The organism is Stenotrophomonas sp. GD04024, from assembly GCF_029837545.1.
Classification (GTDB): domain Bacteria; phylum Pseudomonadota; class Gammaproteobacteria; order Xanthomonadales; family Xanthomonadaceae; genus Stenotrophomonas; species Stenotrophomonas forensis.
Window position 1 is genome coordinate 66605 of sequence record NZ_JAOEDV010000013.1, and the last position, 22449, is coordinate 89053.

A 22449-nucleotide genomic window follows, 5' to 3' on the forward strand; every position below is an offset into this window, starting at 1 on the left:
TGCGGGATGCCGACGCTGTAGACGGCAACAACGTGGAAAAGTTCATCGCGGGACCAGGCCGAGGATGTCGTTGTAGAACGCCAACCCCATCAGCCCGGCCAGCAACGCCAGGCCGATGTATTGGCCGGCGGCGATGGCACGCTCGCTCAGCGGGCTGCCCTTGACCAACTCGATAAGGTAATACAGCAGGTGCCCGCCGTCCAAGATCGGGATCGGCAGCAGGTTGATGATGCACAGGCTGAGCGACAGCAGGGCAAGGAACTGCAGGAACCAGTCGAGGCCGCGCTTGGCCGAGACATTGGCCACGCGGGCAATGGTGACCGGCCCGGAAACGTTCTGCAGCGAGGCTTTGCCGGTGACGATGCGACCCATCATGCCCAGCGAGTCGGCGGCCAGGCGGCCGGTTTCGCGAACGGCCACGGTCACCGCGTCGAGCGGTCCATAGCGCAGCAGGGTGTCGTAGGCGGGGCTGTAGGTGGTGGGGAAACCGACGCCGATCTGCCAGACCGGGTTGCCCTTGCCATCCTTGCCCTGTCGCGGTGTCACTTCCAACGCAAGGCGTTCGCCGCCGCGCAGGACCTCGATCATGCCCGGGCCACCGGCGCGGCCCAGGGCCTGGATTTCGCCGACGACCTGGTCGACGCTGTCGATGCGCTGGCCATCGATCGCTACGATCAGATCACCCGGCTGCAGCTGCCCGGCGACCGCCGAATCGGCGGTCAACGAGTCGACCAGCGCCGGCTGCAGCCAGGATTGCCAGTACAGGCCGGCCAGGATCGGTACCCGCCGTTCATCGAATCCGGCCGGCAGCTGCGACAGCGGCAGGGTACGCACGCGCACCTGGTCGGCAGGGTCGAGCACTTCCAGCTTCACGTCGCGGCGGTCCATCGCCGCCGCAGTCAGTGCCATGCTGGCATCGCCCAGCGTGACCACCTGGCGGTCATCCACCCGCAGCACGCGGTCGCCGCTGAGCAGCCCGGCCGTGGCGGCGATGCCGCTGACCCGGCCGATGGTCGGCGAATAATCCTGCTTGCCGATCACGAACATCGCCCACAGCAGCAGGATGCACAGCAGCAGGTTGGCGATCGGGCCGGCGGCGACAATCGCGATGCGCTGCCAGACGGTCTTGTGGTTGAAGGCCTGGCCGCGCTCGTGCGGATGGACTTCGACCTCGCGTTCGTCGAGGAATTTCACGTAGCCGCCCAGCGGAATGGCGGCGATGGCGAACTCGGTGCCATGCCGGTCGCGGCGTGACCACAGCGGGCGGCCAAAGCCGACCGAGAAGCGCAGGATCTTGACCCCGCACAGGCGGCCGACCCAGTAATGCCCGAATTCGTGGAACGTGACCAGCAGCCCGAGGCTGACAATCATCCACCAGACCGATCCGATGAAGTCAGTCATGCAGGCTCACAGTGGCGGGCAGAGGCGGCGTCGTCATGCGGGGCGAGGCAATCGTTCAGGCGGCGTCGATGGCGTTCAGGGTCAGCTGGCGTGCCCGCTGGTCGGCGGACAACAGGACCTCCAGTGTATCGGCTGCTTGGGTCGGCAGTGTTGAAAGAGCGTTAGCAACCAGCTCCGGGATGGTCAGGAAACCGATCCGGCCCTGAAGAAATGCTGAAACCGCCTCTTCGTTGGCGGCGTTCAGCACCGCCGGTGCGGTGCCGCCGGCCTGCATCGCCTGCCAGGCCAGGGCCAGGCAGGGGAACGCGTCGGTGTCCGGGGCCTCGAAATCCAGCCGGCCCTGGGCCAGCAGATCCAGCCCGGCCACGCCAGACTCGATGCGCTGCGGCCAGCCGAGGCCGACCGCAAGCGTGGTGCGCATGTCCGGCAGGCCCATCTGCGCCAGGGTCGAGCCGTCCACGAACTCGACCAGCGAATGCACCAGGCTCTGCGGATGCACCAGCACCTCGATGCGCTCGCCGGGCACCGCGAACAGGTGATGCGCCTCGATGACTTCCAGGCCCTTGTTCATCAACGTCGCCGAATCGACCGAGATCTTCGGCCCCATCGACCACTTCGGGTGTGCCACCGCCTGCGCCGGGGTGACCTGGGCCAGCTCGGCACGGCTGCGGCCACGGAACGGGCCGCCGGAGGCGGTCAGCAGGATCCGGCGTACGCCGGCCCCCTCGATGCTGGCATCGCGCGAGCGCAGGCACTGGAAGATCGCGCTGTGTTCGCTGTCGATCGGGATGATTTCGGCGCCGGCACGTTCGGCGGTGCGGGTCAGCAGCTCGCCGGCCAGCACCAGCGACTCCTTGTTGGCCAGCAGGATGCGCTTGCCGGCCGCTGCGGCGGCCAGGGTCGAGGACAGCCCGGCGGCGCCGACGATGGCCGCGACCACGGTGTCGCAGGCATCGCTGGCGGCCAGCTGGTCCAGTGCGGCGGCACCCGCATGGGCCTCGGTGGACAGCCCAGCCTCGCGCAGGCCGTCGCGCAGCCCGGCGTACAGCGACTCGTCAGCGATCACCGCGTGCTCGGGTTCGTGCTGGCGGCACAGTGCCAGCAAGGCCTGCAGCTGGCGGCCGGCAGCCAGCACGGTCGCCCGGTAGCGCTGCGGGTGGCGGGCGATCACGTCCAGCGTGGAGGCACCGATCGAGCCGGTGGCGCCGAGAACGGCGACCCGGCGCAGGTCTGCAGCAGCATTCATGGTCAGAACCCGAAGATTTCCTTGCCCAGCGCGAACACCGGAACGGCGGCGAGGACGCCGTCGACACGGTCGAGCACGCCGCCATGGCCCGGAATCAGGTGACCGGAGTCCTTGGCACCGGCGTGGCGCTTGATCAGGCTTTCGAACAGATCGCCCAGCACCGATGCGAACACCGCCACCACCGAGGTGATCAGCAGGCCCGGCAGGTGCGCGACGTCGATGCCCGCCAACCAGCCCAGGCCCACGGCCACGGCAACACCGGCCAGCAGGCCGCCGAACAGGCCTTCCCAGGTCTTGTTGGGGCTGATGCGCGGGGCCAGCTTGTGCTTGCCGAAGCGCCGGCCGGCGAAATAGGCGCCCGAATCGGCTGCCCACACCAGCGCCAGCGCGGCCAGCAGCCACAGGTGGCCCTGCTTGCCCGGCGGATCGCCGCCGGCATGGATCAGCACCAGTGCGGCCCAGGCCGGCACGATGGCCAGGGTGCCGGCCAGCATCTTCACGATCCGCGAAGGCGCCGACGGCTGTGCGCCGAAGTTGAAGAAGCGCAGCCAGACCAGCGCGGCCAGCCACCAGGCGACACCGGCCAGTGTCGTGATCTGGAACAGCACCAGCGTGCTGCCATCGGCCCACACCAGCAGCACCATCAGCAGCAGGTTCAGCACCAGCAGCACGGTACGCGCCAGGGTGTCTTCGATGCCGGCCAGCTTCAGCCACTCCCACAGGCCGATCAGCAGCACGGCGGCAGCGGCGGCGGCCAGCCATTGCGTCGGCAGCAGCAGGATCGCGGCAATGGCCACCGGCGCCATGATCAGCGCGGCGAGTACTCGGGTCTTGGTCATGGGCTGGAGGTCTCGGTGGCCAGTGCGGCGATCTGGGCGCTGGTCAAACCGAAACGACGCTCGCGGCTGGCATAGGCGTCCAGCGCCTGCTGCAGCAGTTCGGCATCGAAGTCCGGCCACAGGGCCTCGGTGAACCACAGCTCGGTGTAGGCCAGCTGCCACAGCAGGAAATTGCTGATGCGGGTATCGCCGCCGGTGCGGATGAACAGGTCCGGGGCCGGCAGGTCGGCCAGGGCCACCTGGCTGCCCAGCAGCGATTCGTCGATCTGTTCGGGCAGCAGGCGGCCGGCGGCCACTTCCACGGCCAGGGCGCGCGCGGTACGGGCGATATCCTGGCGGCCACCGTAGCTGGCGGCGATCGACAGGGTCAGGGTGGTGTTGTCAGCGGTGCGCTGCTCGGCCAGCTGCATGCGGCTGACCAGGCCGGCACCGAAGCGCTCGCGTTCGCCAATGAAGCGCACGCGCACGCCACGCCGATGCAGCTCGTCCACTTCGCGGTCGAGCGCGCCGAGGAACAGCTTCATCAACGCATCGACTTCTTCCTGCGGCCGGCCCCAGTTCTCGCTGGAGAACGCGAACAGGGTCAGCGCGGGAATACCCAGTTCAAGGCAGCGCTCGATGGTGCGGTTGACCGCGCGCGCGCCGGCACGGTGGCCGATCACGCGCGGGCGGCGGCGCTGCTGCGCCCAACGGCCGTTGCCATCCATGATGATGGCAACGTGGCGGGGCAGGGCAGCCGGCAACGGAGGCGGGACTGAAGGCATCGACTTCAGACCGACAGCAGTTCTTTTTCCTTGTCGGCGACGACCTTGTCGACGTCCTTGATGTTGGCGTCGGTCAGCTTCTGGATGTCGTCTTCGCCGCGCTTCTTCTCGTCTTCGCTGATCGCCTTGTCCTTGACCAGCTTGGCGATTTCCTTGTTCGCGTCCTGACGGATGTTGCGGATCGCGATCTTGGCGCCTTCACCTTCCTTCTGCACCTGCTTGGCCAGCTCCTTGCGGCGCTCTTCGGTCGGCGGCGGCATGTTGATGCGGATCGCGGCGCCCAGCGTGTTCGGGGTGAACTCGTGGTTGTACAGCCCCTTCTCGATTTCCTTGATCATGCTCTTGTCGAAGGGCGTGACCAGCAGCGAGTGGGCATCGGCGTTGGAGATCGAGGCGACCTGGTTCAGCGGGGTGCTGGCATTGCCATAGGCATTGACCGTCACGCGGTCCAGCAGGGCGGGAGTGGCACGCCCGGTGCGGATGGAGGTGAGGGTGTGCTTCAGAGCGTCGATGCTCTTGGCCATGCGCGTCTGCGCGTTGTTCTTGATGTCGTTGAGCATCGCCCGGTCCTGGATGTATCTGGAATCGGGCGATTATAGGCGAATACGGGACGCTGCCGGGCCTGGATCGGCCCGGTTGTCGCCTCGCGCTCAGGCTCAGGCCTGATCGCGGCCCTGGACCAGGGTGCCGATGTTCTCGCCGTTGAGGATCTTCAGCAGCTCGCCCGGCTGGCCCATGTCGAACACGCGCATCGGCAGGTCGCTGTCACGGGCCAGGGCGAAGGCGGCGGTATCCATCACTTCCAGGCCGCGCCGGATCACTTCGTCGTAACTCAGGCTGTCGAAGCGGACCGCATCGCTGTGCTTGTTCGGGTCCTTGTCGTACACGCCGTCGACCTTGGTGGCCTTCAGCAGCAGGTCGGCGCCGATCTCGATCGCGCGCAGGGCGGCGCCGGAATCGGTGGTGAAGAACGGGCTGCCGACGCCGGCGGCGAAGATCACCAGGCGGCCCTTTTCCAGGTGGCGGATGGCGCGGCGGCGGATGTAGTCCTCGCACACGTCGTTGATCTTGATCGCGCTCATCACGCGGGCCTTGGCGCCCAGCTTCTCCAGGGCGTCCTGCATGGCCAGGGCGTTGATGACCGTGGCCAACATGCCCATCTGGTCGCCGGTGACGCGGTCCATGCCGCCAGCGGCCAGGCCGGCACCGCGGAAGATGTTGCCGCCGCCGATCACCAGGGCCACTTCGGCACCGGCCTGCTGGGCTTCGATGACCTCGCGGGCTAGGCGGTTGATGATCTTCGGGTCGATGCCGTAGTCCTCATCTCCCATCAGCGCCTCCCCGGATAGTTTCAGAAGGATGCGGCGATAGGCGAGCTTGGACATGGGGACCTCGGGTGCGTGGAAATCGCGGGCGATTCTACGCGCATGCAGCGTCCTGCCAAAGTGTTTTGTGCACTGCGGCGCAAAATTCCGGCGTTTGCCCCGGCCAGCCGGGGCTCTCCGTTCAGCCCAGCTCGGCGCCAGCGGTCGCCGACAGCTCGTCGTGGCCAAGAGCGCCAGGGGAGCGGGCGATCACCCGGTTGCGGCCGAGATTCTTGGATCGGTACAGGACGTCGTCCGCCGCGCGCAGCAGGTCCTGCACGTCGGCGAAGCGCTCGTAGCCGCCCTGGGTGGCCACGCCGGCCGAGAAGGTGACGAACAGCGGGCCGCCTTCCAGCTCGGCCATCGGGGTGGCGACGATGTTGGCCAGCACCCGGCGGATCACGTCCAGTGCCACGGTTTCGCTGGTATTGGGCAGCAGTGCGACGAATTCCTCGCCACCGAAACGGGCCACGGTGTCGCTGTTGCGCAGCTGGCCCTGCAGCTTGCCGGCGAAGGCGCGCAGCACCTCATCACCGGTCAGGTGGCCATGCGCGTCGTTGATCTTCTTGAAATCGTCCAGGTCGATGAACGCCACCGACAGCGGCCAGCCTTGGCGGCCGGCACGCAGGAACTCCTGCTCAAGCACCGCTTCCAGCTGGCGGCGGTTGAGCACGCCGGTCAGCGCGTCGCGATGGGCCTGGTCGGCCAGGCGCTTGGCCCGGGCTTCGAATTCGTCGGCGCGGCGGCGCGCCTGGTCGGCATCCTGCAGTTCGCGCAGGTTGCGCAGGGTGGCAAGCTCCTGTGCGTGGTCGATCAGTTCACGCACGCGCGAAGGCGAGTTCAGCCCGGCCTCGAACAGGCTGGCGATGTCCGGCAGGGCCTCGCTGATGCGGGCGAGCACCTGGTCGAAGCAGGCGCTGTCCAGTTCCAGCTGGTCGTGCACCTGCTGCAGGGCGCGTTCGCGGGCGGTGTCGGCATCCTCGTCCAGCCAGATGTCGGCGACGGCGCCGGACAGCTGCACGCAGGCCTGGAAGGGCGATTCGACCGCGTCCTGGTCCTCGCTGTGGCTGATGCTCTCCACCAGATAGCGCGGCAGGCCCCATTGCTCGGCCACCCAGGCGCCGACGTCGGCATGGCTGCAGCCCAGTTCCTCGCGCTCGCGCGCGACCAGGTCGGTGTTGTCGCGCGCTTCGCGCAGCAGGGGCAGGTAGCGTTCCGATTCGGCCTGGGCCAGGCACAGCACGCCCAGGTCCTGCAGCAGGCCGGCCAGCATCAGTTCTTCCAGGCGGCGCAGGCCACGGGCCTGTCCCAGTTGGCTGGCGGCCAGGGCGCTGAGGATGCTGCGCTTCCAGGCGCGCTGGCGCAGGTCGTGGCCCTCGCCACTGCCGCCGGTCAGGCCCTGGGTGACGGTGAAGCCGAGGGCCAGGCTGATCGTGGCGTTCAGGCCGAGCATGGTCAGCGCCTGGCCGAGGTTCTCGATCCGGCGCCGGCTGGCGTACAGGGGGGAATTGGCGATGCGCAGCATGCGAGCGCTCAACGCCATGTCGATGGCGATGATGTCGGCGGCGGTGGCGATGTCCGCTTCCGGGTCCTGGGCCAGTTCGATGATGCGCAGGGCAATACCGGGTGGCGAAGGCAGGTTGCGGCAGAGCGCCAGGGCAGCTGTCAGCTCGGGAGGCATGTCGGGTCGTTCAATTCCATTGGGACAAGAATACCTAGGAATGCATCACAGTCCGCAATTTTCGTTCCTGCTAAATGACTGCGGTTTCCCTGCGCCGAGTATCGGCTTGATTGGTGCGCAACGCAAAGGTCCCTGGGCGCCGGTGTCGGTGTGCGCACCAACGGTGCGCACCCACGGGTGCAGTGGGCATAAAAAAAGAGCCGCGGTTTCCCGCGGCTCTTCTGGTCGCTTCACAGCCGGAGGGCTGGAATCAGACCTGCATCGCCTTGGCGACTTCGGCGGCGTAGTCTTCCACCACCTTCTCGATGCCTTCGCCCACGATCAGCAGCTTGAAGCCCGCCACGTCGGCGCCGGCGGCCTTGACCACCTGCTCGACGGTGGTGTCGCCCAGCACGTAGGTCTGGCCGTACAGGGTCACGTCGCTGACGATCTTGTTGATCTTGCCGCTGATGATCTTTTCCAGGATGTCGGCCGGCTTGGACTTGTCCTTCTCGGACATCTTCGCCAGTTCGATTTCCTTTTCCTTCTCGACGAACTCGGCCGGCACATCGGCAGCCTTGTTGTGCGGCGGCTTCAGCGCGGCCACGTGCATGGCCAGGCCACGGGCCAGCTCGACGTCGCCGCCGACCAGGTCGACCAGCACGCCGACCTTGCCGTTGGTGTGGACGTAGGCGCCGATGGTGTTGTTGCCATCCACCTTCACCATGCGACGGATCTGGATGTTCTCACCCAGGGTCTGCACGGCGGTGGCGCGGGCTTCTTCAACGGTGCGGCCATCGGCCAGCTTGGCAGCCTTCACGGCTTCGACGTCGTTGGCGCCCGATGCCAGGGCAGCAGCGGCGACGGCGTTGACGAAGGACTTGAAGTTGTCGTCGTTGGCGACGAAGTCGGTTTCCGAGTTGACTTCGACCAGCACGGCCTTGCCGCCATCCTGGGCCAGGCCCAGACGGCCTTCGGCAGCCACGCGGTCAGCCTTCTTGTCGGCCTTGGCAGCGCCGGACTTGCGCATGGCTTCAGCAGCGGCGTTGATGTCGCCGTTGGCTTCGGTGAGCGCCTTCTTGCATTCCATCATGCCGGCGCCGGTGCGCTCGCGCAGTTCCTTGACCAGGGAAGCAGTGATTTCCACGGGATTACCTCACGAAAGAAAGGGGTTGGGCCGGCATGGTGGCCGGCCCGTGTGACACGGTCCTGTCACGCGCCAAGGGCTGCGCGCAGGGAGGGTGGACGCCGGGCGTCCACCCCGGGGCCTGGATCAGGCCTGGGCGTCGTCGCCCTTCTTGGCGGCCTTCTTCGCCGGAGCGCGGCGGGCCGGCTTGTCTTCGCCTTCAGCAGCGGCTTCAGCGAACTCTTCCTCACGCACCGAGGCGGCGTGCGGAGCAGCAGCCTTGCCTTCCAGCACGGCGTCGGCCGCAGCGCGGGCGTACAGCTGCACGGCGCGGATGGCGTCGTCGTTGCCCGGGATGGCGTAATCAACCAGTTCCGGGTTGTAGTTGGTGTCGACCACGGCGATGACCGGGATGCCCAGCTTCTTGGCTTCCTTGATCGCGATGTCTTCGTGGCCGATGTCGATCACGAAGATGGCGTCCGGCAGGCGGTTCATGTCCTTGATGCCGCCCAGCGAGGCTTCCAGCTTGTCGCGCTCGCGACGCAGGCCCAGCACTTCGTGCTTGACCAGCTTCTCGAAGGTGCCGTCGGTTTCACCGGCTTCCAGTTCCTTCAGGCGGGCAACCGACTGCTTGACGGTACGGAAGTTGGTCAGGGTGCCGCCCAGCCAACGCTGGTTCATGAACGGCATGCCGCAACGCTCGGCTTCTTCCTTGATGGTTTCGCGGGCGCTGCGCTTGGTGCCCAGGAACAGGACGGTGCCGCGCTTCTGGGCCACCGACGAGATGAAGTTCATCGCGTCGTTGAACAGCGGGACGGTCTTTTCCAGGTTGATGATGTGGATCTTGCCGCGGGCGCCGAAGATGTACGGAGCCATCTTCGGGTTCCAGTAGCGGGTCTGGTGGCCGAAGTGGACGCCGGCTTCCAGCATCTGACGCATGGTGACCTGGGGCATTGCAATACTCCTGATAGGGAACCAGCGATTCCGCCCGCGGGGATAGGTGTGCGGGACGCGTGGAAGCGCGATCGGTTCCGGGGTTGGGCTTCCCTGTTGCCTCCGTGGCCGAACTCCTCGCGGAGCACCCCGGCACGGATGGGGGCAGCAGGTGTGGATTCACCGGTGACGTCCGGTGTGGACGGGTCCCGCGCACGCAGGCGGCAGGAATCCGGTCGATTATAGCCCGCCCGGTGCGCTCGCTGCAATTGCCGGGTCCGGCGTGGACAGCTCGACCACGCGGCCGTCCTGCAGGCGGGCCTGGAAATGGCCGCCGGCATAGCCGTGGGCATGGGGGGGCAGGGCCCAATGGCGCTCCTGGCCTGCCAGCACATAGCCGGCCAGACCGGGCAGCAGTACGAGGCGCCGGCCATCGTCGGCAACGAAGGCGAGGTCGTGCAGGCGGGCGTGCAGGGTACCCGTGTTGGTCAGTCGCAGGGTGGGGTGCGACGGTTCGGGGTCGACCTCGGAGCGTAGCTGCGGCTGCGCCAGCGGCGCGGCATGTCCCCGGAACAGGGGCAGCGAGTAGCGCGGCAGGCCAGGCGCGCTGGGCGCGAGCACGACCCGGTAGGCCCGTTCGCTGGCCACGGGAGACGGCAGGCGCGGCAGCAGCCAGATGCGCTGGCGGGCGCCCGCTGGCAGGTCCAGCTGGACCGGGCTGGCCACGATCTGGTCGCTGGGGCGCAGTCGCTCGGCGTCCGCCTGCTGCTCCCAGGCCAGGATCCTCACCTGGCCCTGCCAGCGACCCGGGCCGGGGTTGTACAGCCACAGCGCGGTATGGCCGCCGTCGGCTGGCAGCTGCAGCGTAGTCGGCAGCAGGTCCAGCGCCGCGGCCGACGGCGCCAGCAGCAGCGCCAGCAGGGTCAGCAGTGCGCGCATCAGTAGATGACGGTCACGGCAGGCGCTGCGTCGTCGTCGTCGGCCGGCGGGGCAAGGTCGCGGACCTGGGATGGCAGCTGCGGTGCATCGCTGCGCTGATGCGGGGGTGGGCAGTGGTCGCCGCCGGTATCACCGCTGCAGGCCTCGACCACGGTCAGCCGGATCTGCACGGCACTGCTGCTGGGGTCGGCCCACGCGGGCGTACTGGCGACCAGCATCGCCCCGATCAGAAGTGCGCGAACCACCTGCCATCCTGTGTGTCGAAAGACTCGTTGCGCGGTATCGGCCGGATCGGCCGGAACTGTAGAGTCGAGCTTGCTCGACTGCGCCATCTGCCCGGTGGGGGCCGACCGCTGGTCGGCACGCGCGTCAATAGGTGATCGTCACCTGCACCAGATCGTTGTAGGCGCCGGCAGGGGGCTGGCCGGTGACCGGCGGCACCCGGCCATAGATGGTCAGCTGCTGCGCGCTGCCACTTCCGGTGCCGCCAACGGTATCGACGTTGAGGGTGTTGCCCCAGCGCAGGCTGCGCGCCGAATCGCGGTACAGCTCGTAGGTGAGGTAGTAGGTGCCGGTGCCAAGGGTGGTGGCCATGCGCCGCGTGCTGGTGGCGGCGGGGTTGTTCTGGCCGTTGTTCAGGCTGATCTGGTAGGCGGTGTTCTTCAGGCAGGTCAGGGTCAGCGTGGCGGTCTGGTCGATGTTGGCGGGAATGCCACCGGTGACGTTGCCGAAGTTCATGTTGGTGGTGACGTAGCTGCCGCACTGCGGCAGCACGTTGGCGGTGGCGGTGAAGCTGAACGCGGCGCTGGCGCTGGCGCTGTTGGTGCCGGTGGCGCCGCCATTGCAGGTGGCCGGCACGGTGGCGGTGCCGAGCAGCACTTCGTTCCAGGCCCAGGTCAGGACCACGCTGGCACCGCTGAAGGTACTGCTGTACGCGCCCGAGGCCAGGATCTGATTGGCCGGGATCTGTGCGAACAGCTGCGTGGCCTGCGTGCCGTTGCCGCCGGTCAGGGGCACGTTGTAGGTCAAGGTCAGTTCCTGCGCGGGCGGCGTGCCGCGCGGGGTCAAGCCGGTCACCTGGCTGAAGTTGGAGGTGTTGTAGAGCTGGAAATTCATGCTGTCACTGGTGCCGGTCTTCATCGTCCGCCAGCTGGCGCTGCTGCCGCCACCGCTGCCGGCACCGATGCCCACGCACACCCGCACCCCGGTGGTGGCCAGCAGGCTCAGCGCGGAGGTGGTGCAGTTCACCGTGATGTTGAGCGTGCCCGTGGTTGCGCCCGGCGCATTGCTGTTGACGTTGCCGAACGGCAGTGTCGGGTCGGCGATGGCTGTGCAGACCGCGACGGCGCGCGCCGGTGTCGCGGCCAGCAGCCCGGCCACCAGCAGCAGGCCAAGCAGCAGCATCCTCATGGCGCCACCTCCGGGATGCAGTGCAGCGGTGCCGGCCGCGGCCGGGCGCCGGACGCCACCACCCTGGGCAGGTCCGGCACCTTCAGCCGGCACTGGCCGCGGCTGGTGGTGACGTACAGCATGCTGCCGGCGGCCACATCCTCGAGGTAGAGCAGGCCGTCATAACCAACGGTCGCCTGGCGGCCATCGGGCAGCTGCACTTCGCTGCCGACCTCCAGTGGTTGGCCGTCCATGCCCAGCAGGGTCAGGCTCAGCGAGGGCCGCGATCGCAGCTGGAACGTGACCCGGGTGCCCGCGCGCTGGCGCGGCGTCACCCAGTCCTCGATGCGGTCGGCGCGCATGTCCTCGGGCAGGTCGAGGGTGTCGATCGAGACCCGGTTGCGCTGCCACGACAGCAGCGGGCTGACCAGCAGCAGGCCGCGATCATCGGTGACGCCGATCAGGCGGTTCTCCAGTCGTACCGGCACGCCGCCGACGCCGTTGGTGCTGATCACCGCGAACGCGTCGGAGACCTCGCGGGTGGCGAAGGCGTGCCCGCCCATCCACACCAGGCTGCCGCTGGCACTGGCGTAGGCATAGTTGAGGCCGCCCTGGCGCGACGCACCGAACGAGTAGCGGCCGACATCGTTGAGGATGCCGACCTCGGCCAGGCCACCATTGCCGTCTTCGCCATGACGGACCTGGGCGCGCCAGCCGACACCGCCGGCACTGCCATCGCCCGGCACGGGCTGGGTGACGTCGGCCACCCAGCTCTGGCTGTCGCCATTGCGCTGGCTGGACAGGCTGGCCTGGCGGTTGTTGCCGAGACTGGCGGTGACCGACAGATAGATGCTGCGGTCGTCGCTCTGGTCCAGGTTCTGGTTCACCGACAGGTAGGCCGACCAGCGCTGGCTCCAGGTGCGCGACCAGAACAGGCTGGCGTAGCGGTTGTCCTCGCCATCGGGATAGCGCAGGCGCAGGTAGCTGGCGCTGAGCGTGCCCAGCCGCAGCAGATCCATGCCGACCGTGGCCTGTTCGCTGATGCTCGGCGGCAGGTTGCCCTGCAGCGCGCCCAGGTCGCGGTAGTCGCCGTGGCTGCGCACGCTGCGCAGGTTGACGTTGAGGCGGCGGTTGTTCCAGCTGTAGCCCAGCGCCCATTGCCCGCCCTGCAGGCCGTGGTAGTCGCTGTGCGCGTAGGCGGCATTGAACACGCCGGCACTGCCGAGCAGCCACCAGCCGCCGAGGCCGGCCTGGGCCAGGCCACCGCCGCCTTCGGCATGTGCTTCGCCGGTGAATGTATCGCTGACGCCGCCGCGCCAGCTGGCGCTGGCAACCGTGCGGTCGTCGTAGGCGAACGAGCGCTGGCCGAAGTCTTCGCGCAGATGGCCAACGCCCAGCGACCAGTCCGACAACCCCTTGGCCAGCAGCTGCTGGGTGCCATAGAAGCTGAAATCCAGCGTCTGCATGCGACCGAACGCATCGGTCACCACCACCTGCGCGCTGCCGGTACCGCTGATGCCGGGTTGCGCGGCCAGCTGGAACGGGCCGACCGGCACCTGGCCACTGTATTGGCGCAGGCCATCGACATACAGCTCGACCGTGGAGGGCACCACCGCCTGGCCGAGGAAACTGGGGGTGGGGGTCAGCACGCGATAGGGCTGCAGGCCATAGTTGCGGCCGATCTGCAGGCCGCCCAGGCGCACCGGCCGGGTCCAGTCGACGAAGCCGCTGTAGAAGTCGCCAACCTCCAGGGTCATTGCCTGGTCGGGAAAATCCAGGCTCCAGCGCGTATCCAGGCGCACGCTCTCGCCACGCCAGCGGCGGTCGCCGGGCTGCTGGTAGCGACGGCTGATCGCGGTGTTCTCGAAGGTGCCGTTGCCGATGCCGAACAGGCGCAGTTCCGAGCTCAGGCTGAGGTTGCCGAGCGTATCCACCCGGCTGCCATACACGTCGTAGTTGAACAGCACGCCGGGCGATGCACTGCCAGCGGGTGCGCGCGCCTGCGGGCGGCTGAGCACGGTGGTCGGCAGGGTCAGCTGGTCCAGCGGTACGTCCAGTGCCAGGGTCTGCATGTGGGCGTCATAGCGCACCACCGCGCCGCTGATCTGGTCCAGGTACACCGGCGCGTCGCCGCTGGCATTGAAGCCGAGCTGGCGCAGCACTTCGGGACTGGCCTGCAGGCGACCGCGGTTGTCGGTGAATGGCAGCAGGCCGCGCGGCGTGCTGTTGAGCGATACGTCCAGGTACAGCGTCTGGCTGGCGGTGAGCGGAGTGGGAGGTGGCAGGATGGCATCGGCGGACACGCCGGATACATCGGCAGCCCCGGTGGCTCCTGCGCCGGACACATCGGCGGCTTCGGTCGCCGCAGGAGCCAGGGCAGCAAGCAGCGCGCCCATCAACGCCTCAGCGAGCCGGTGGTGGCGACAGTGGCGTCTGTTCCGACTCGCCATTGAGCTTGGCCGTGATCTGGTCGTTGTCGCGGTCGATCGCCGTGCGTTCGAGCGGCCAGCGCATCACCTGGCCGGGCAGTACGTAGCCCAGCAGGCCGGGGTGCACGATGCGCGGGCGCTTGGCACTGCCCAGCGCGAGGTCGGCGATCTGCGCGTAGCTGTCGCCGGAATTGGACACCTCCACGCCGTCGCGGCCATCGTCCAGCCGCACCAGCCGGGCCTGCAGCCGTGCGGCCAGCTTGCCCGACGCCGGTTGCACGAATACCGGGATCGAATAGCGCAGCACGAACTGCATGCCGTCGGTGCGGGTGGACAGGTCGGGCACCTCGTCCACGATCAGCCGGTAGTACTGCTGGGCCGGCGGCGGCTCACGGGTGGGCCGCATCACCCGCACCAGCTGCTGCTGTCCGGCCGCCAATTCCTGCATCGGCGGGGTGGCGACCAGTTCATCGGTGGGTAGCAGCTGTTCCTGCCCGTTCTGCTGTACCCAGCGGAACACACGCACCTGCAGCTTCACTGGTGAGGTGCCGCTGTTGGTCAGCCACAGCTCGCCGGCGCGTTGGCGGGCTTCCAGCTGCAGGCTGGTGGGGGCTACCTGCAGGCTGGTGGCCCCTGCCATGGGGGCCGCCAGCAGGCAGAGGGCGAGCAGCGCCACGCCGGTGGCGCGCCACGGGCGGGATCCGGCCATGCGGGCGTGCTCCATCAATACGTGATCGTGGCGGTGACCGTATCCAGGTAGTTACCGGTGGCCGGGTTGTTGGTGCTCAGATTCAGGATCTGGCCGTAGACGATGTAGGGCACCGCCAGGCCGGTGCCGATGCCGGCCTGGGTGTTGGTGCCGGTGGTGGCCCCCCACACCAGCGTGTGCGCGGCATCCTGGTACAGCTGGTAACCGACATAGTTGTTGGCGGTCACCGCCGCATTGGTGTTCTTCATCCGGCGGGTGGTGACGTCATTGGCGGTACTGGCGTTGGCGCCCGCATTCAGCGAAATCGTGTACGGGGTCAACGCCGAGCACTGCGCGGTCACCGTGCCCTGGCCCAGGGTGGGCGTGGCGGTGGTGGAGGCGGCGGTGCCGAAATCCACGTTGGTGGCCGCCGCGGCGGTGATGGTGCAGGCCTTGGTGACCACCAGGGTGACGTTGAAGGTGGTGGTGTCGGCGGCCAGTACCGGGCTGGACATCAGGAGCCCGGCGATGGCCCAGGCCAGCGGGGAACGAACTGGGGATCGCATGGACAACCTCCCTGACCCGAAGGTCTGTTGAACAAGGCGAAGACGGTACGATCGGTGCCGCTTTGACGACGCTGGGGCCAGCTTAGGCAGCGCAAGTGTCTGTAATTCGTGATAAATAGGGACCCGAAAGGGCGGAGTCCGTCACGCTTTCACTTTCCTTGCCGGAACCGTGCATGGCCCGGATCGCCAGTTGGGTGGCGTTCGTTCAGATTGCGGCCGGATCAGCGATAATGGGCGCCATGAGCGTGAATCTGAAAACCCCGCAGGAAATCGAGATGATGCGCATCGCCGGCCGCCTGGCCAGCGAAGTGCTCGACATCGTCACCCCCCACGTCAAGCCCGGTGTCACCACCGAGGAACTGGACCGCATCTGCCACGACCATATCGTGAACGTGCAGGGCGCCATTCCGGCCAACGTTGGCTACCGCGGCTTCCCCAAGACCGTGTGCACCTCGGTCAACAACGTCATCTGCCACGGCATCCCCAGTGAAGGGAAGGTGCTCAAGGATGGCGACATCGTCAATATCGACGTCACCGTCATCAAGGACGGCTGGCACGGCGACACCAGCCGCATGTACTTCGTCGGCACGCCGTCGGTGATGGCGCGCCGCCTGGTGGAAACCACCTACGAAGCGATGTGGCGCGGCATTCGCGCGGTGCGTCCGGGCGCCACCCTGGGCGACATCGGCCATGCCATCCAGAGTTATGCCGAAGGCGAGCGTTTCAGCGTGGTGCGCGAGTACTGCGGCCACGGCATCGGCAAGGTCTACCACGACGAACCGCAGGTGGTGCATTACGGCCGCCCGGGCCAGGGCCTGGTGCTGCAGCCGGGCATGACCTTCACGATCGAGCCGATGATCAACGAGGGCACCCGCTACAACAAGGTGCTGCCGGACGGTTGGACCGTGGTGACCAAGGACCGCAAGCTGTCGGCGCAGTGGGAGCACATGATCGCGGTCACCGAGACCGGCGTGGATGTGCTGACTCTGTCGCCGGGCGAGTCGCAGGTCTCCTGAGGATGCTGCCGGCGAGTTCGCTGCTGGACACGCCGGCCGCGTCGCTCATCGACCCGGACTGGGCTGCTGCCGCGCGCCAGGCGCTGCAGCAGGCCGACGCGCGCCTGTACCGCCGCTTCGACCAGGGCGACAACATCGAACGCCTGCTGGCGCTGCGCGCACGCGCAGCCGACCATCTGATCCGCCTGGCGTGGCAGCGCTGCCTGCCGGCCGACAGTGGCCTGTCACTGTTTGCGGTGGGCGGCTACGGCCGCGGCGAACTGTTCCCGCGTTCGGACATCGACCTGCTGGTGTTCGGCGAGCCGCCGGCGCAGCTGGCCCACGAGCCGGCACTGGCGCGCCTGTTCGCGCTGCTGTGGGATTGCGGGCTGGCGGTCAGCCATGCCGTGCGGTCGGCGGCGCAATGCCGCGAGGCGGCGGCCGACCAGACCGTACTGACCGCGCTGATCGAGGCGCGCCCGATCCTGGCCGAAGAGGCCACGCGTCGCGCCCTGCGCGAGGCCATCGATGATCGCGAGCTGTGGCCGGCGCGTGCGTTCTTCCTGGCCAAGCTGGAAGAACTGCGCAACCGCCACCAGCGCTTCGGTGATACCGCCGACAACCTGGAGCCGGACCTGAAGGATGGCCCCGGCGGCCTGCGCGATCTCAATACGCTGGGCTGGATGGCGCTGCGCGCGTTTGGCGTGCGTGACCTGGAGGCGCTGGTCGGGCTCGGCCACCTGGGCGCCGATGAAGCGGCCGCGCTGAAGCGCGAACGCGCGGTGCTGGCGCGGCTGCGCTTCGGCCTGCACCTGGTGGCGCGCCGCCCGGAAGAGCGCCTGCGCTTTGATTACCAGAAGACCCTGGCCGCGCGCCTGGGCTTTGAAGACGACGCCGAGAACCTGGGTGTCGAAAAGATGATGCAGGGCTTCTATCGCGCCGCACTGGTGGTGCGCCGGATCAGCGACCGCCTGCTGCAGCGCTTCGAGGAACAGTTCGACGGCGAGGCGCAGCCGGAACCGCTGACCGTGGGCTTTTCCCTGCGCCGCGGCTACCTGGCGGCCAATGATGCCGACTGGCCGCGCGGCGACATCGGCCAGGTATTCGCGCTGTTCGCCAGTTGGGCCAACAATCCGCAGGTGCGCGGCCTGCATTCGCTGACCGCACGCGCGCTGGCCGAAGCGCTGCCCGTGCTGCCGGCCTACGACGTGGCCGACGCCGATGCGCGCGAGCAGTTCCTGGCGTTGCTGCGTGGCCAGCGCCCGGTCGACACGCTTTCGCGCATGGCGCGGCTGGGCGTGCTCGGGCAGTGGATTCCCGCGTTCGCCCAGGTCAGTGGGCGCATGCAGTTCGACCTGTTCCATGTCTACACCGTCGACCAGCACACGTTGATGGTCCTGCGCAACATCGGCCTGTTCGCCAGCAGCCGTGCCGACGAGCGATTCTCGATCGCGCACGAAGTGTGGCCACGCCTGCGCAAGCCGGAGCTGCTGCTGCTGGCCGGCCTGTTCCATGACATCGCCAAGGGCCGTGGCGGCGACCATTCGGAGCTGGGTGCGGTGGACGCGCGCGCGTTCTGCCAGGCCCATGCGCTGAGTGGCACCGATACCGAGCTGGTGGCATGGCTGGTCGAACAGCACCTGCGCATGTCGGTGACCGCGCAGAAGCAGGACATCGCCGATCCGGTGGTGATCCATCGCTTCGCCACCCTGGTCGGCAGCCGCGACCGCCTCGACTACCTGTACCTGCTGACCTGTGCCGACATCGCCGGCACCAGCCCGAAGCTGTGGAACGCGTGGAAGGACCGCCTGCTGGCCGACCTCTATTTCGCCACCCGGCGCGCGCTGCGCGAAGGGCTGGAACATCCGGTGCCGGCGGCCGAGCGCGTGGCCGAGGCGCGTGACAGCGTGCGCGCGCTGGTGCGCGAGCAGGGCTACGACGATGCCACCATCGACCGCCAGTTCGCGGTGATGCCCGACGAAGGCTTCATCCGGCTGCGGCCGGAGCAGCTGGCCTGGCAGGCGGCCGCGCTGGTGCCGGTGAAGCAGGGCCAGGCGCTGGTGAAGGTGCGCCGGATCAGCGTCGACGACCCGGCACTGGAAGTGTTCGTGCATTCGCCGGACCGCGACGGCCTGTTCGCCGCCATCGTGATGACCCTGGACCGCAAGGGCTATGGCATCCACCGCGCGCGCGTGCTGGATGGCCCTGCCGACACCATCTTCGATACCTTCGAGGTGAACCCGGCCGATACCTTCGCCGATGGCAGCAGCACCAACCTGGAGGCTGCGCTGCGCGAGGCGCTCAGCGGTGACCTGACCCGACTGCGGCCTTCGCGCCGGGTGGTGCCACGGCAGCTGCGCCATTTCCGCTTTGCCCCGCGCATCGAGTTCCGCGATGAGCCCGGCGCGACCCGTTTTGCCCTGGTCGCCCCCGACCGTCCCGGCCTGCTGGCCGACGTGGCGTTCGTGCTGCGCAACCAGGGCCTGCGCGTGCATGACGCGCGCATTGCCACATTCGGCGAACGCGCCGAAGACACTTTCGTGATCAGTGACGAACACGACCTCCCCCTGACTGAACCTGCCCGGCAGCAGCTGCATGACGCGATGCTGGCCTGCCTGGACCCTGATCGAAACGCCGGAGACCCCGCCTGATGGCCACCAAGCCCGCCAAGAAAACCGCCGCGACCCCGAAGAGCGCAGCGGCCAAGAAACCTGCCGCCGTGCCGGCCGCGAAGAAGGCTGCCGCGCCGAAGAAGGCCGCTGCGGTGAAGGCCCCGGCGAAGAAGGTGGCTGCACCGAAGAAGGCCCCGGCCAAGAGCGCCGAAGCCGCGCGCGCCGAAACCATTGCCCGCAAGTCGCTGCGCAAGCCGGCCGCGCCGGGCGTGGAAGAGCTGAAGTTCGGCATCGAGAGCGCCTTCGAGCGCCGCGCCACGCTGACCCTGCATGAGCTGGAAGGCTCGACCAAGCCGCTGGTGAACCGGGTGATCGATGGCCTGGAAAGCGGTGAGTTCCGGGTTGCCGAGCCGGACGGCCATGGCGGCTGGAAGGTCAACGAGTGGCTGAAGAAGGCCGTGCTGCTGTACTTCCGCGTCAACGACATGGCGGTGGTCGATGCGCGCCCGGCGCCGTTCTGGGACAAGGTCGAATCGCGTTTCGCCGGTTATGACGAAGCGAAGTTCCGCCGTGGCGGCGTGCGCGTGGTGCCGGGCGCGATCGCCCGCCGCGGCACGTACTTCGGCAAGGACGTGGTGCTGATGCCGAGCTTCACCAACATCGGTGCCTACGTCGGCGAAGGCACGATGGTCGATACCTGGGCCACTGTGGGCTCCTGCGCGCAGATCGGCCAGCACTGCCACCTGTCCGGCGGCGCCGGCATCGGCGGCGTGCTGGAACCGCTGCAGGCCAGCCCGACCATCATTGAAGACCACTGCTTCATCGGTGCGCGTTCGGAAGTGGTGGAAGGCGTCGTGGTCGGCCACCACAGCGTGATCGGCATGGGCGTGTTCCTCAGCCAGAGCACGCGCATCTACAACCGCGCTACCGGCGAGATCAGCTACGGCTACATCCCGCCATACAGCGTGGTGGTGTCCGGTTCGCTGCCGAGCAAGGACGGTACCCACTCGCTGTACTGCGCGGTGATCGTCAAGCAGGTCGATGCGAAGACCCGCAGCAAGACCAGCGTCAACGACCTGCTGCGCGGCCTGGCCGACTGAAGGTGACGGCGCCGGAAGACCTGGCGCAGTCCGCGATCTACCGGCATCCGTCCGACACCCTGTTCGGGCGGATGCTGCCTCGCCTGCTGCACGCCCCACGCTGGACCCGGCTGCGGCGTGCGCTGTCGCGGCGCTGGCCGATACCGGCGCTGGTCAGCGACGTGCGCGACGTGGTGTATGTGAGCTGGTGGGTTGATGTGCGCCATGCACCGCCACCGCCGCCGGGCCATCACTACGTGGTGCATGAAGGGCGTACGCCGTACACCATCCTCAGCTATCGCCATGGCCATTTCGGGCCCGGCATGGCCGGACCGCTGCGCGCGCTGATGCCCTCGCCACGCCAGAGCAACTGGCGCTGGTACCTGCGCCGGGACGATGCTCCGGACGGGACGCCGGTGGTGCTGTTCGACCGCAACGTGATGGACCAGCTGGCCTTCGTGGCCGGTGCACGCGCGTTCAGCGATGCGATGCACCCCCACCTGTCCACGCGTTTCGAACACCAGATACGCGCCGATGGCGGCGGGCAGACCTGGATCGAAGGCGGGCAGGGCAGTGCCCCGGCGCTGCATCTGCAGTGGCGCGCCGCCGAAGGCTGGAACCCTTCGGCATGGGCCGGGTTCTGCGATGGCCATGACGCGCGGTTGCGATTCCTGACCTGCCAGGACGAGGCCATTGCACGTACCTGCGATGGGCGCTGGGCCAGCACCCGCATCGATCTGCCGGTGGATACCACCCAGCTGCAACCGCTGCAGCTGGAGGGCGGAGCGCACTGTCCGCGCTTGCAGGCGATGGGCGTGAACCTGGCCGAGGGGCTGGCGCTGCGGCTGCCGGCGGTGCCGTTCCGGGTCGTGTCCGAGCGCCTGTTGTGAGATTCTGGCCCTCTGTTTTCCAGCATCACAGATGGCCATGAGCACCACTGTCTACGGTTTGAAGAACTGCGATACCTGCAAGAAGGCGACCAAGTGGCTGGACCGCTTCGGCGTGCCGTACACCTTCGTCGACTACCGCGACAACAAGCCCAGCCCGGAAACCCTGCTGGAATGGGCCGCGCAGCTGGGCGGCCTGGCGGCGATGGTCAACAAGTCCTCCACTACCTGGCGGCAGCTGCCGGACAACCGCAAGGCGGCCGACTCGGATGCCGAGTGGAAGCTGCTGCTGCGTGAGTACCCGCAGCTGATCAAGCGCCCGGTGGTGGTGACCGCCGACGGCACGGTCAGCCAGGGCTTCAGTGACAACGGATTCAAGGCACGCTTCGGCGTGGGCGGCGCATGAGTGCCGTCCTCGACCTGACCTGCGAGCTGATCGCACGCCCCTCGGTGACGCCGGACGATGCCGGCTGCCAGGCGTTGCTGGCGGCACGCCTGAAGCAGGCCGGGTTCCACTGCGATCACCTGCGCCTGGGCGAGGTCGACAACCTGTGGGCGACCCATGGCCACGGCGCGCCGGTGCTGGTGCTGCTGGGACACACCGACGTGGTGCCGCCCGGTCCACGCCAGGCATGGGCGAGCGACCCGTTCATGCCGACGATCCGTGACGGCGTGCTGTATGGCCGTGGCACGGCCGACATGAAGGGCAGCGTGGCCGCGTTCGTGGTCGCCGCCGAGCAGTTCGTGGCCGCGCATCCCGATCATCCCGGCACGCTGGCGGTGCTGTTGACCAGCGACGAAGAAGGCGATGCGATCGATGGCGTGCGCCATGTGGCACGCCTGTTCGCCGAGCGTGGCCAGCGCATCGACTGGTGCATCACGGGTGAGCCTTCGTCGACCGCGACGCTGGGTGACCTGCTGCGTGTCGGCCGTCGCGGCAGCCTGTCGGCCAAGCTGCGCGTACAGGGTGTGCAGGGGCATGTGGCGTATCCGGAAAAGGCGCGCAATCCCATCCACCAGGCCGCGCCGGCACTGGCCGAACTGAGTGCGCGGCGCTGGGACGAGGGCTACGAGAGCTTCCCGCCGACCAGCCTGCAGATCTCCAACATCCATGCCGGCACGGGCGCCAACAACGTGATTCCCGGTGAGCTGGAGGTGGATTTCAACATCCGCTACAACCCGCACTGGGACGCGCCGAAGCTGGAGGCGGAGATCGCCGCACTGCTCGACCGGCATGGCCTGCAGTACACGCTGAAGTGGCATCGCAGCGGCGAGCCGTTCTACACCCCGGAAGGTACCTTGCGCGCCACTGCGCGTGCCGTGCTGGCCGAACACATTGGTCGTGCGCCGGAGGAAAGCACCGGCGGTGGCACCTCCGACGCGCGCTTCATCGCACCGCTGGGTGCGCAGTGCATCGAAGTGGGGCCGGTCAACGCCAGCATCCACCAGGTGGACGAGAACGTGCGCGTGGACGAGCTGGAAGCACTGCCGGGGCTGTACCAGCGGCTGGTGGAACGGCTGCTGGTGTGAGG

21 protein-coding genes are annotated in these 22449 nt (G+C 68.1%); 6 read left to right on the forward strand and 15 right to left on the reverse strand.

What is annotated here, in order from left to right:
• Nucleotides 1–42: 42 nt before the first annotated feature.
• From rseP to N7590_RS06680, 15 genes are all read right to left on the reverse strand, one after another.
• Nucleotides 43–1401 carry an RIP metalloprotease RseP gene (gene rseP, locus N7590_RS06610; protein ID WP_164241129.1) on the reverse strand — a complete coding sequence of 453 codons (1359 nt, stop codon included), beginning with the start codon at nt 1399–1401 and terminating at the stop codon, nt 43–45.
• 55 nt (nt 1402–1456) lie between these two features.
• Nucleotides 1457–2647 (reverse strand): 1-deoxy-D-xylulose-5-phosphate reductoisomerase, encoded by a 1191-nt coding sequence (locus N7590_RS06615; protein ID WP_053508237.1) that lies wholly within the window; start codon nt 2645–2647, stop codon nt 1457–1459.
• Nucleotides 2648–2649: 2 nt separating this feature from the next.
• Nucleotides 2650–3486 carry a phosphatidate cytidylyltransferase gene (locus N7590_RS06620; protein WP_049456921.1) on the reverse strand — a complete coding sequence of 279 codons (837 nt, stop codon included), beginning with the start codon at nt 3484–3486 and terminating at the stop codon, nt 2650–2652.
• Nucleotides 3483–4250 carry a polyprenyl diphosphate synthase gene (gene uppS / locus N7590_RS06625; protein WP_164241130.1) on the reverse strand — a complete coding sequence of 256 codons (768 nt, stop codon included), beginning with the start codon at nt 4248–4250 and terminating at the stop codon, nt 3483–3485. Before uppS ends, N7590_RS06620 begins: the two co-directional genes overlap by 4 nt.
• Before the next feature lie 5 nt (nt 4251–4255).
• Nucleotides 4256–4810, reverse strand: a complete 555-nt coding sequence (frr, locus tag N7590_RS06630; protein WP_053449214.1) for a ribosome recycling factor — start codon at nt 4808–4810, stop codon at nt 4256–4258.
• 96 nt (nt 4811–4906) lie between these two features.
• The gene (gene pyrH, locus N7590_RS06635; RefSeq protein ID WP_006427124.1) at nt 4907–5635 is read right to left on the reverse strand and encodes a UMP kinase; all 729 of its coding nucleotides are present in this window, start codon (nt 5633–5635) and stop codon (nt 4907–4909) included.
• Nucleotides 5636–5756: 121 nt separating this feature from the next.
• Complete coding sequence (locus N7590_RS06640; protein WP_164241131.1) at nt 5757–7295, reverse strand: GGDEF domain-containing protein; 1539 nt, start codon at nt 7293–7295, stop codon at nt 5757–5759.
• Between the two features lie 250 nt (nt 7296–7545).
• Complete coding sequence (gene tsf, locus N7590_RS06645; RefSeq protein WP_006427160.1) at nt 7546–8421, reverse strand: translation elongation factor Ts; 876 nt, start codon at nt 8419–8421, stop codon at nt 7546–7548.
• A 126-nt stretch (nt 8422–8547) separates the two neighbouring features.
• Nucleotides 8548–9354 carry a 30S ribosomal protein S2 gene (rpsB, locus tag N7590_RS06650; RefSeq protein WP_006427162.1) on the reverse strand — a complete coding sequence of 269 codons (807 nt, stop codon included), beginning with the start codon at nt 9352–9354 and terminating at the stop codon, nt 8548–8550.
• A 219-nt stretch (nt 9355–9573) separates the two neighbouring features.
• Nucleotides 9574–10272 (reverse strand): molecular chaperone, encoded by a 699-nt coding sequence (locus tag N7590_RS06655; protein ID WP_164241132.1) that lies wholly within the window; start codon nt 10270–10272, stop codon nt 9574–9576.
• A complete protein-coding gene (locus tag N7590_RS06660) occupies nt 10272–10490 on the reverse strand; it encodes a hypothetical protein (protein ID WP_164241153.1) in 219 nt (72 codons plus the stop codon). Before N7590_RS06660 ends, N7590_RS06655 begins: the two co-directional genes overlap by 1 nt.
• A 151-nt stretch (nt 10491–10641) precedes the next feature.
• Nucleotides 10642–11682 (reverse strand): spore coat U domain-containing protein, encoded by a 1041-nt coding sequence (locus N7590_RS06665; protein WP_279935254.1) that lies wholly within the window; start codon nt 11680–11682, stop codon nt 10642–10644.
• Nucleotides 11679–14057, reverse strand: coding sequence for a fimbria/pilus outer membrane usher protein (locus N7590_RS06670; RefSeq protein WP_164241134.1), 2379 nt, complete (start codon nt 14055–14057; stop codon nt 11679–11681). The genes N7590_RS06665 and N7590_RS06670 overlap by 4 nt, the downstream gene beginning before the upstream one ends.
• Before the next feature lie 7 nt (nt 14058–14064).
• Entirely contained in the window at nt 14065–14814 is a 750-nt protein-coding gene (locus N7590_RS06675; protein ID WP_180878265.1) for a molecular chaperone, read from the reverse strand.
• Nucleotides 14814–15344, reverse strand: coding sequence for a spore coat U domain-containing protein (locus N7590_RS06680; RefSeq protein WP_164241136.1), 531 nt, complete (start codon nt 15342–15344; stop codon nt 14814–14816). Before N7590_RS06680 ends, N7590_RS06675 begins: the two co-directional genes overlap by 1 nt.
• A gap of 173 nt (nt 15345–15517) precedes the next feature.
• Here N7590_RS06680 and map point away from each other — a divergent pair, with 173 nt between their 5' ends.
• Genes map through dapE form a run of 6 tightly spaced genes read left to right on the forward strand, consistent with a single transcriptional unit; the run spans nt 15518 to nt 22447 of the window.
• On the forward strand, nt 15518–16360 hold the full coding sequence (map, locus tag N7590_RS06685) for a type I methionyl aminopeptidase (RefSeq protein WP_080357237.1): 843 nt from the start codon (nt 15518–15520) through the stop codon (nt 16358–16360).
• 2 nt (nt 16361–16362) lie between these two features.
• Nucleotides 16363–18990, forward strand: coding sequence for a [protein-PII] uridylyltransferase (locus tag N7590_RS06690; RefSeq protein ID WP_053508223.1), 2628 nt, complete (start codon nt 16363–16365; stop codon nt 18988–18990).
• Nucleotides 18990–20051, forward strand: coding sequence for a 2,3,4,5-tetrahydropyridine-2,6-dicarboxylate N-succinyltransferase (dapD, locus tag N7590_RS06695; protein ID WP_053508221.1), 1062 nt, complete (start codon nt 18990–18992; stop codon nt 20049–20051). Before N7590_RS06690 ends, dapD begins: the two co-directional genes overlap by 1 nt.
• A gap of 2 nt (nt 20052–20053) precedes the next feature.
• Nucleotides 20054–20920, forward strand: a complete 867-nt coding sequence (locus N7590_RS06700) for a hypothetical protein (protein WP_164241137.1) — start codon at nt 20054–20056, stop codon at nt 20918–20920.
• A gap of 31 nt (nt 20921–20951) precedes the next feature.
• Nucleotides 20952–21323 (forward strand): arsenate reductase, encoded by a 372-nt coding sequence (locus tag N7590_RS06705; RefSeq protein WP_174213496.1) that lies wholly within the window; start codon nt 20952–20954, stop codon nt 21321–21323.
• Complete coding sequence (gene dapE, locus N7590_RS06710) at nt 21320–22447, forward strand: succinyl-diaminopimelate desuccinylase (RefSeq protein WP_164241138.1); 1128 nt, start codon at nt 21320–21322, stop codon at nt 22445–22447. The genes N7590_RS06705 and dapE overlap by 4 nt, the downstream gene beginning before the upstream one ends.
• The last annotated feature ends 2 nt before the right edge of the window (nt 22448–22449 follow it).

Coding starts and splice junctions, on each gene's coding strand:
- rseP (WP_164241129.1), bottom strand. CDS start 1,401: ATGACTGACTTCATCGGATCGGTCTGGTGGATGATTGTCAGCCTCGGG.
- N7590_RS06615 (WP_053508237.1), bottom strand. CDS start 2,647: ATGAATGCTGCTGCAGACCTGCGCCGGGTCGCCGTTCTCGGCGCCACC.
- N7590_RS06620 (WP_049456921.1), bottom strand. CDS start 3,486: ATGACCAAGACCCGAGTACTCGCCGCGCTGATCATGGCGCCGGTGGCC.
- uppS (WP_164241130.1), bottom strand. CDS start 4,250: ATGCCTTCAGTCCCGCCTCCGTTGCCGGCTGCCCTGCCCCGCCACGTT.
- frr (WP_053449214.1), bottom strand. CDS start 4,810: ATGCTCAACGACATCAAGAACAACGCGCAGACGCGCATGGCCAAGAGC.
- pyrH (WP_006427124.1), bottom strand. CDS start 5,635: ATGTCCAAGCTCGCCTATCGCCGCATCCTTCTGAAACTATCCGGGGAG.
- N7590_RS06640 (WP_164241131.1), bottom strand. CDS start 7,295: ATGCCTCCCGAGCTGACAGCTGCCCTGGCGCTCTGCCGCAACCTGCCT.
- rpsB (WP_006427162.1), bottom strand. CDS start 9,354: ATGCCCCAGGTCACCATGCGTCAGATGCTGGAAGCCGGCGTCCACTTC.
- N7590_RS06655 (WP_164241132.1), bottom strand. CDS start 10,272: ATGCGCGCACTGCTGACCCTGCTGGCGCTGCTGCTGGCGCCGTCGGCC.
- N7590_RS06660 (WP_164241153.1), bottom strand. CDS start 10,490: ATGCTGGTCGCCAGTACGCCCGCGTGGGCCGACCCCAGCAGCAGTGCC.
- N7590_RS06665 (WP_279935254.1), bottom strand. CDS start 11,682: ATGAGGATGCTGCTGCTTGGCCTGCTGCTGGTGGCCGGGCTGCTGGCC.
- N7590_RS06670 (WP_164241134.1), bottom strand. CDS start 14,057: ATGGGCGCGCTGCTTGCTGCCCTGGCTCCTGCGGCGACCGAAGCCGCC.
- N7590_RS06675 (WP_180878265.1), bottom strand. CDS start 14,814: ATGGAGCACGCCCGCATGGCCGGATCCCGCCCGTGGCGCGCCACCGGC.
- N7590_RS06680 (WP_164241136.1), bottom strand. CDS start 15,344: ATGCGATCCCCAGTTCGTTCCCCGCTGGCCTGGGCCATCGCCGGGCTC.
- map (WP_080357237.1), top strand. CDS start 15,518: ATGGCCCGGATCGCCAGTTGGGTGGCGTTCGTTCAGATTGCGGCCGGA.
- N7590_RS06690 (WP_053508223.1), top strand. CDS start 16,363: ATGCTGCCGGCGAGTTCGCTGCTGGACACGCCGGCCGCGTCGCTCATC.
- dapD (WP_053508221.1), top strand. CDS start 18,990: ATGGCCACCAAGCCCGCCAAGAAAACCGCCGCGACCCCGAAGAGCGCA.
- N7590_RS06705 (WP_174213496.1), top strand. CDS start 20,952: ATGGCCATGAGCACCACTGTCTACGGTTTGAAGAACTGCGATACCTGC.
- dapE (WP_164241138.1), top strand. CDS start 21,320: ATGAGTGCCGTCCTCGACCTGACCTGCGAGCTGATCGCACGCCCCTCG.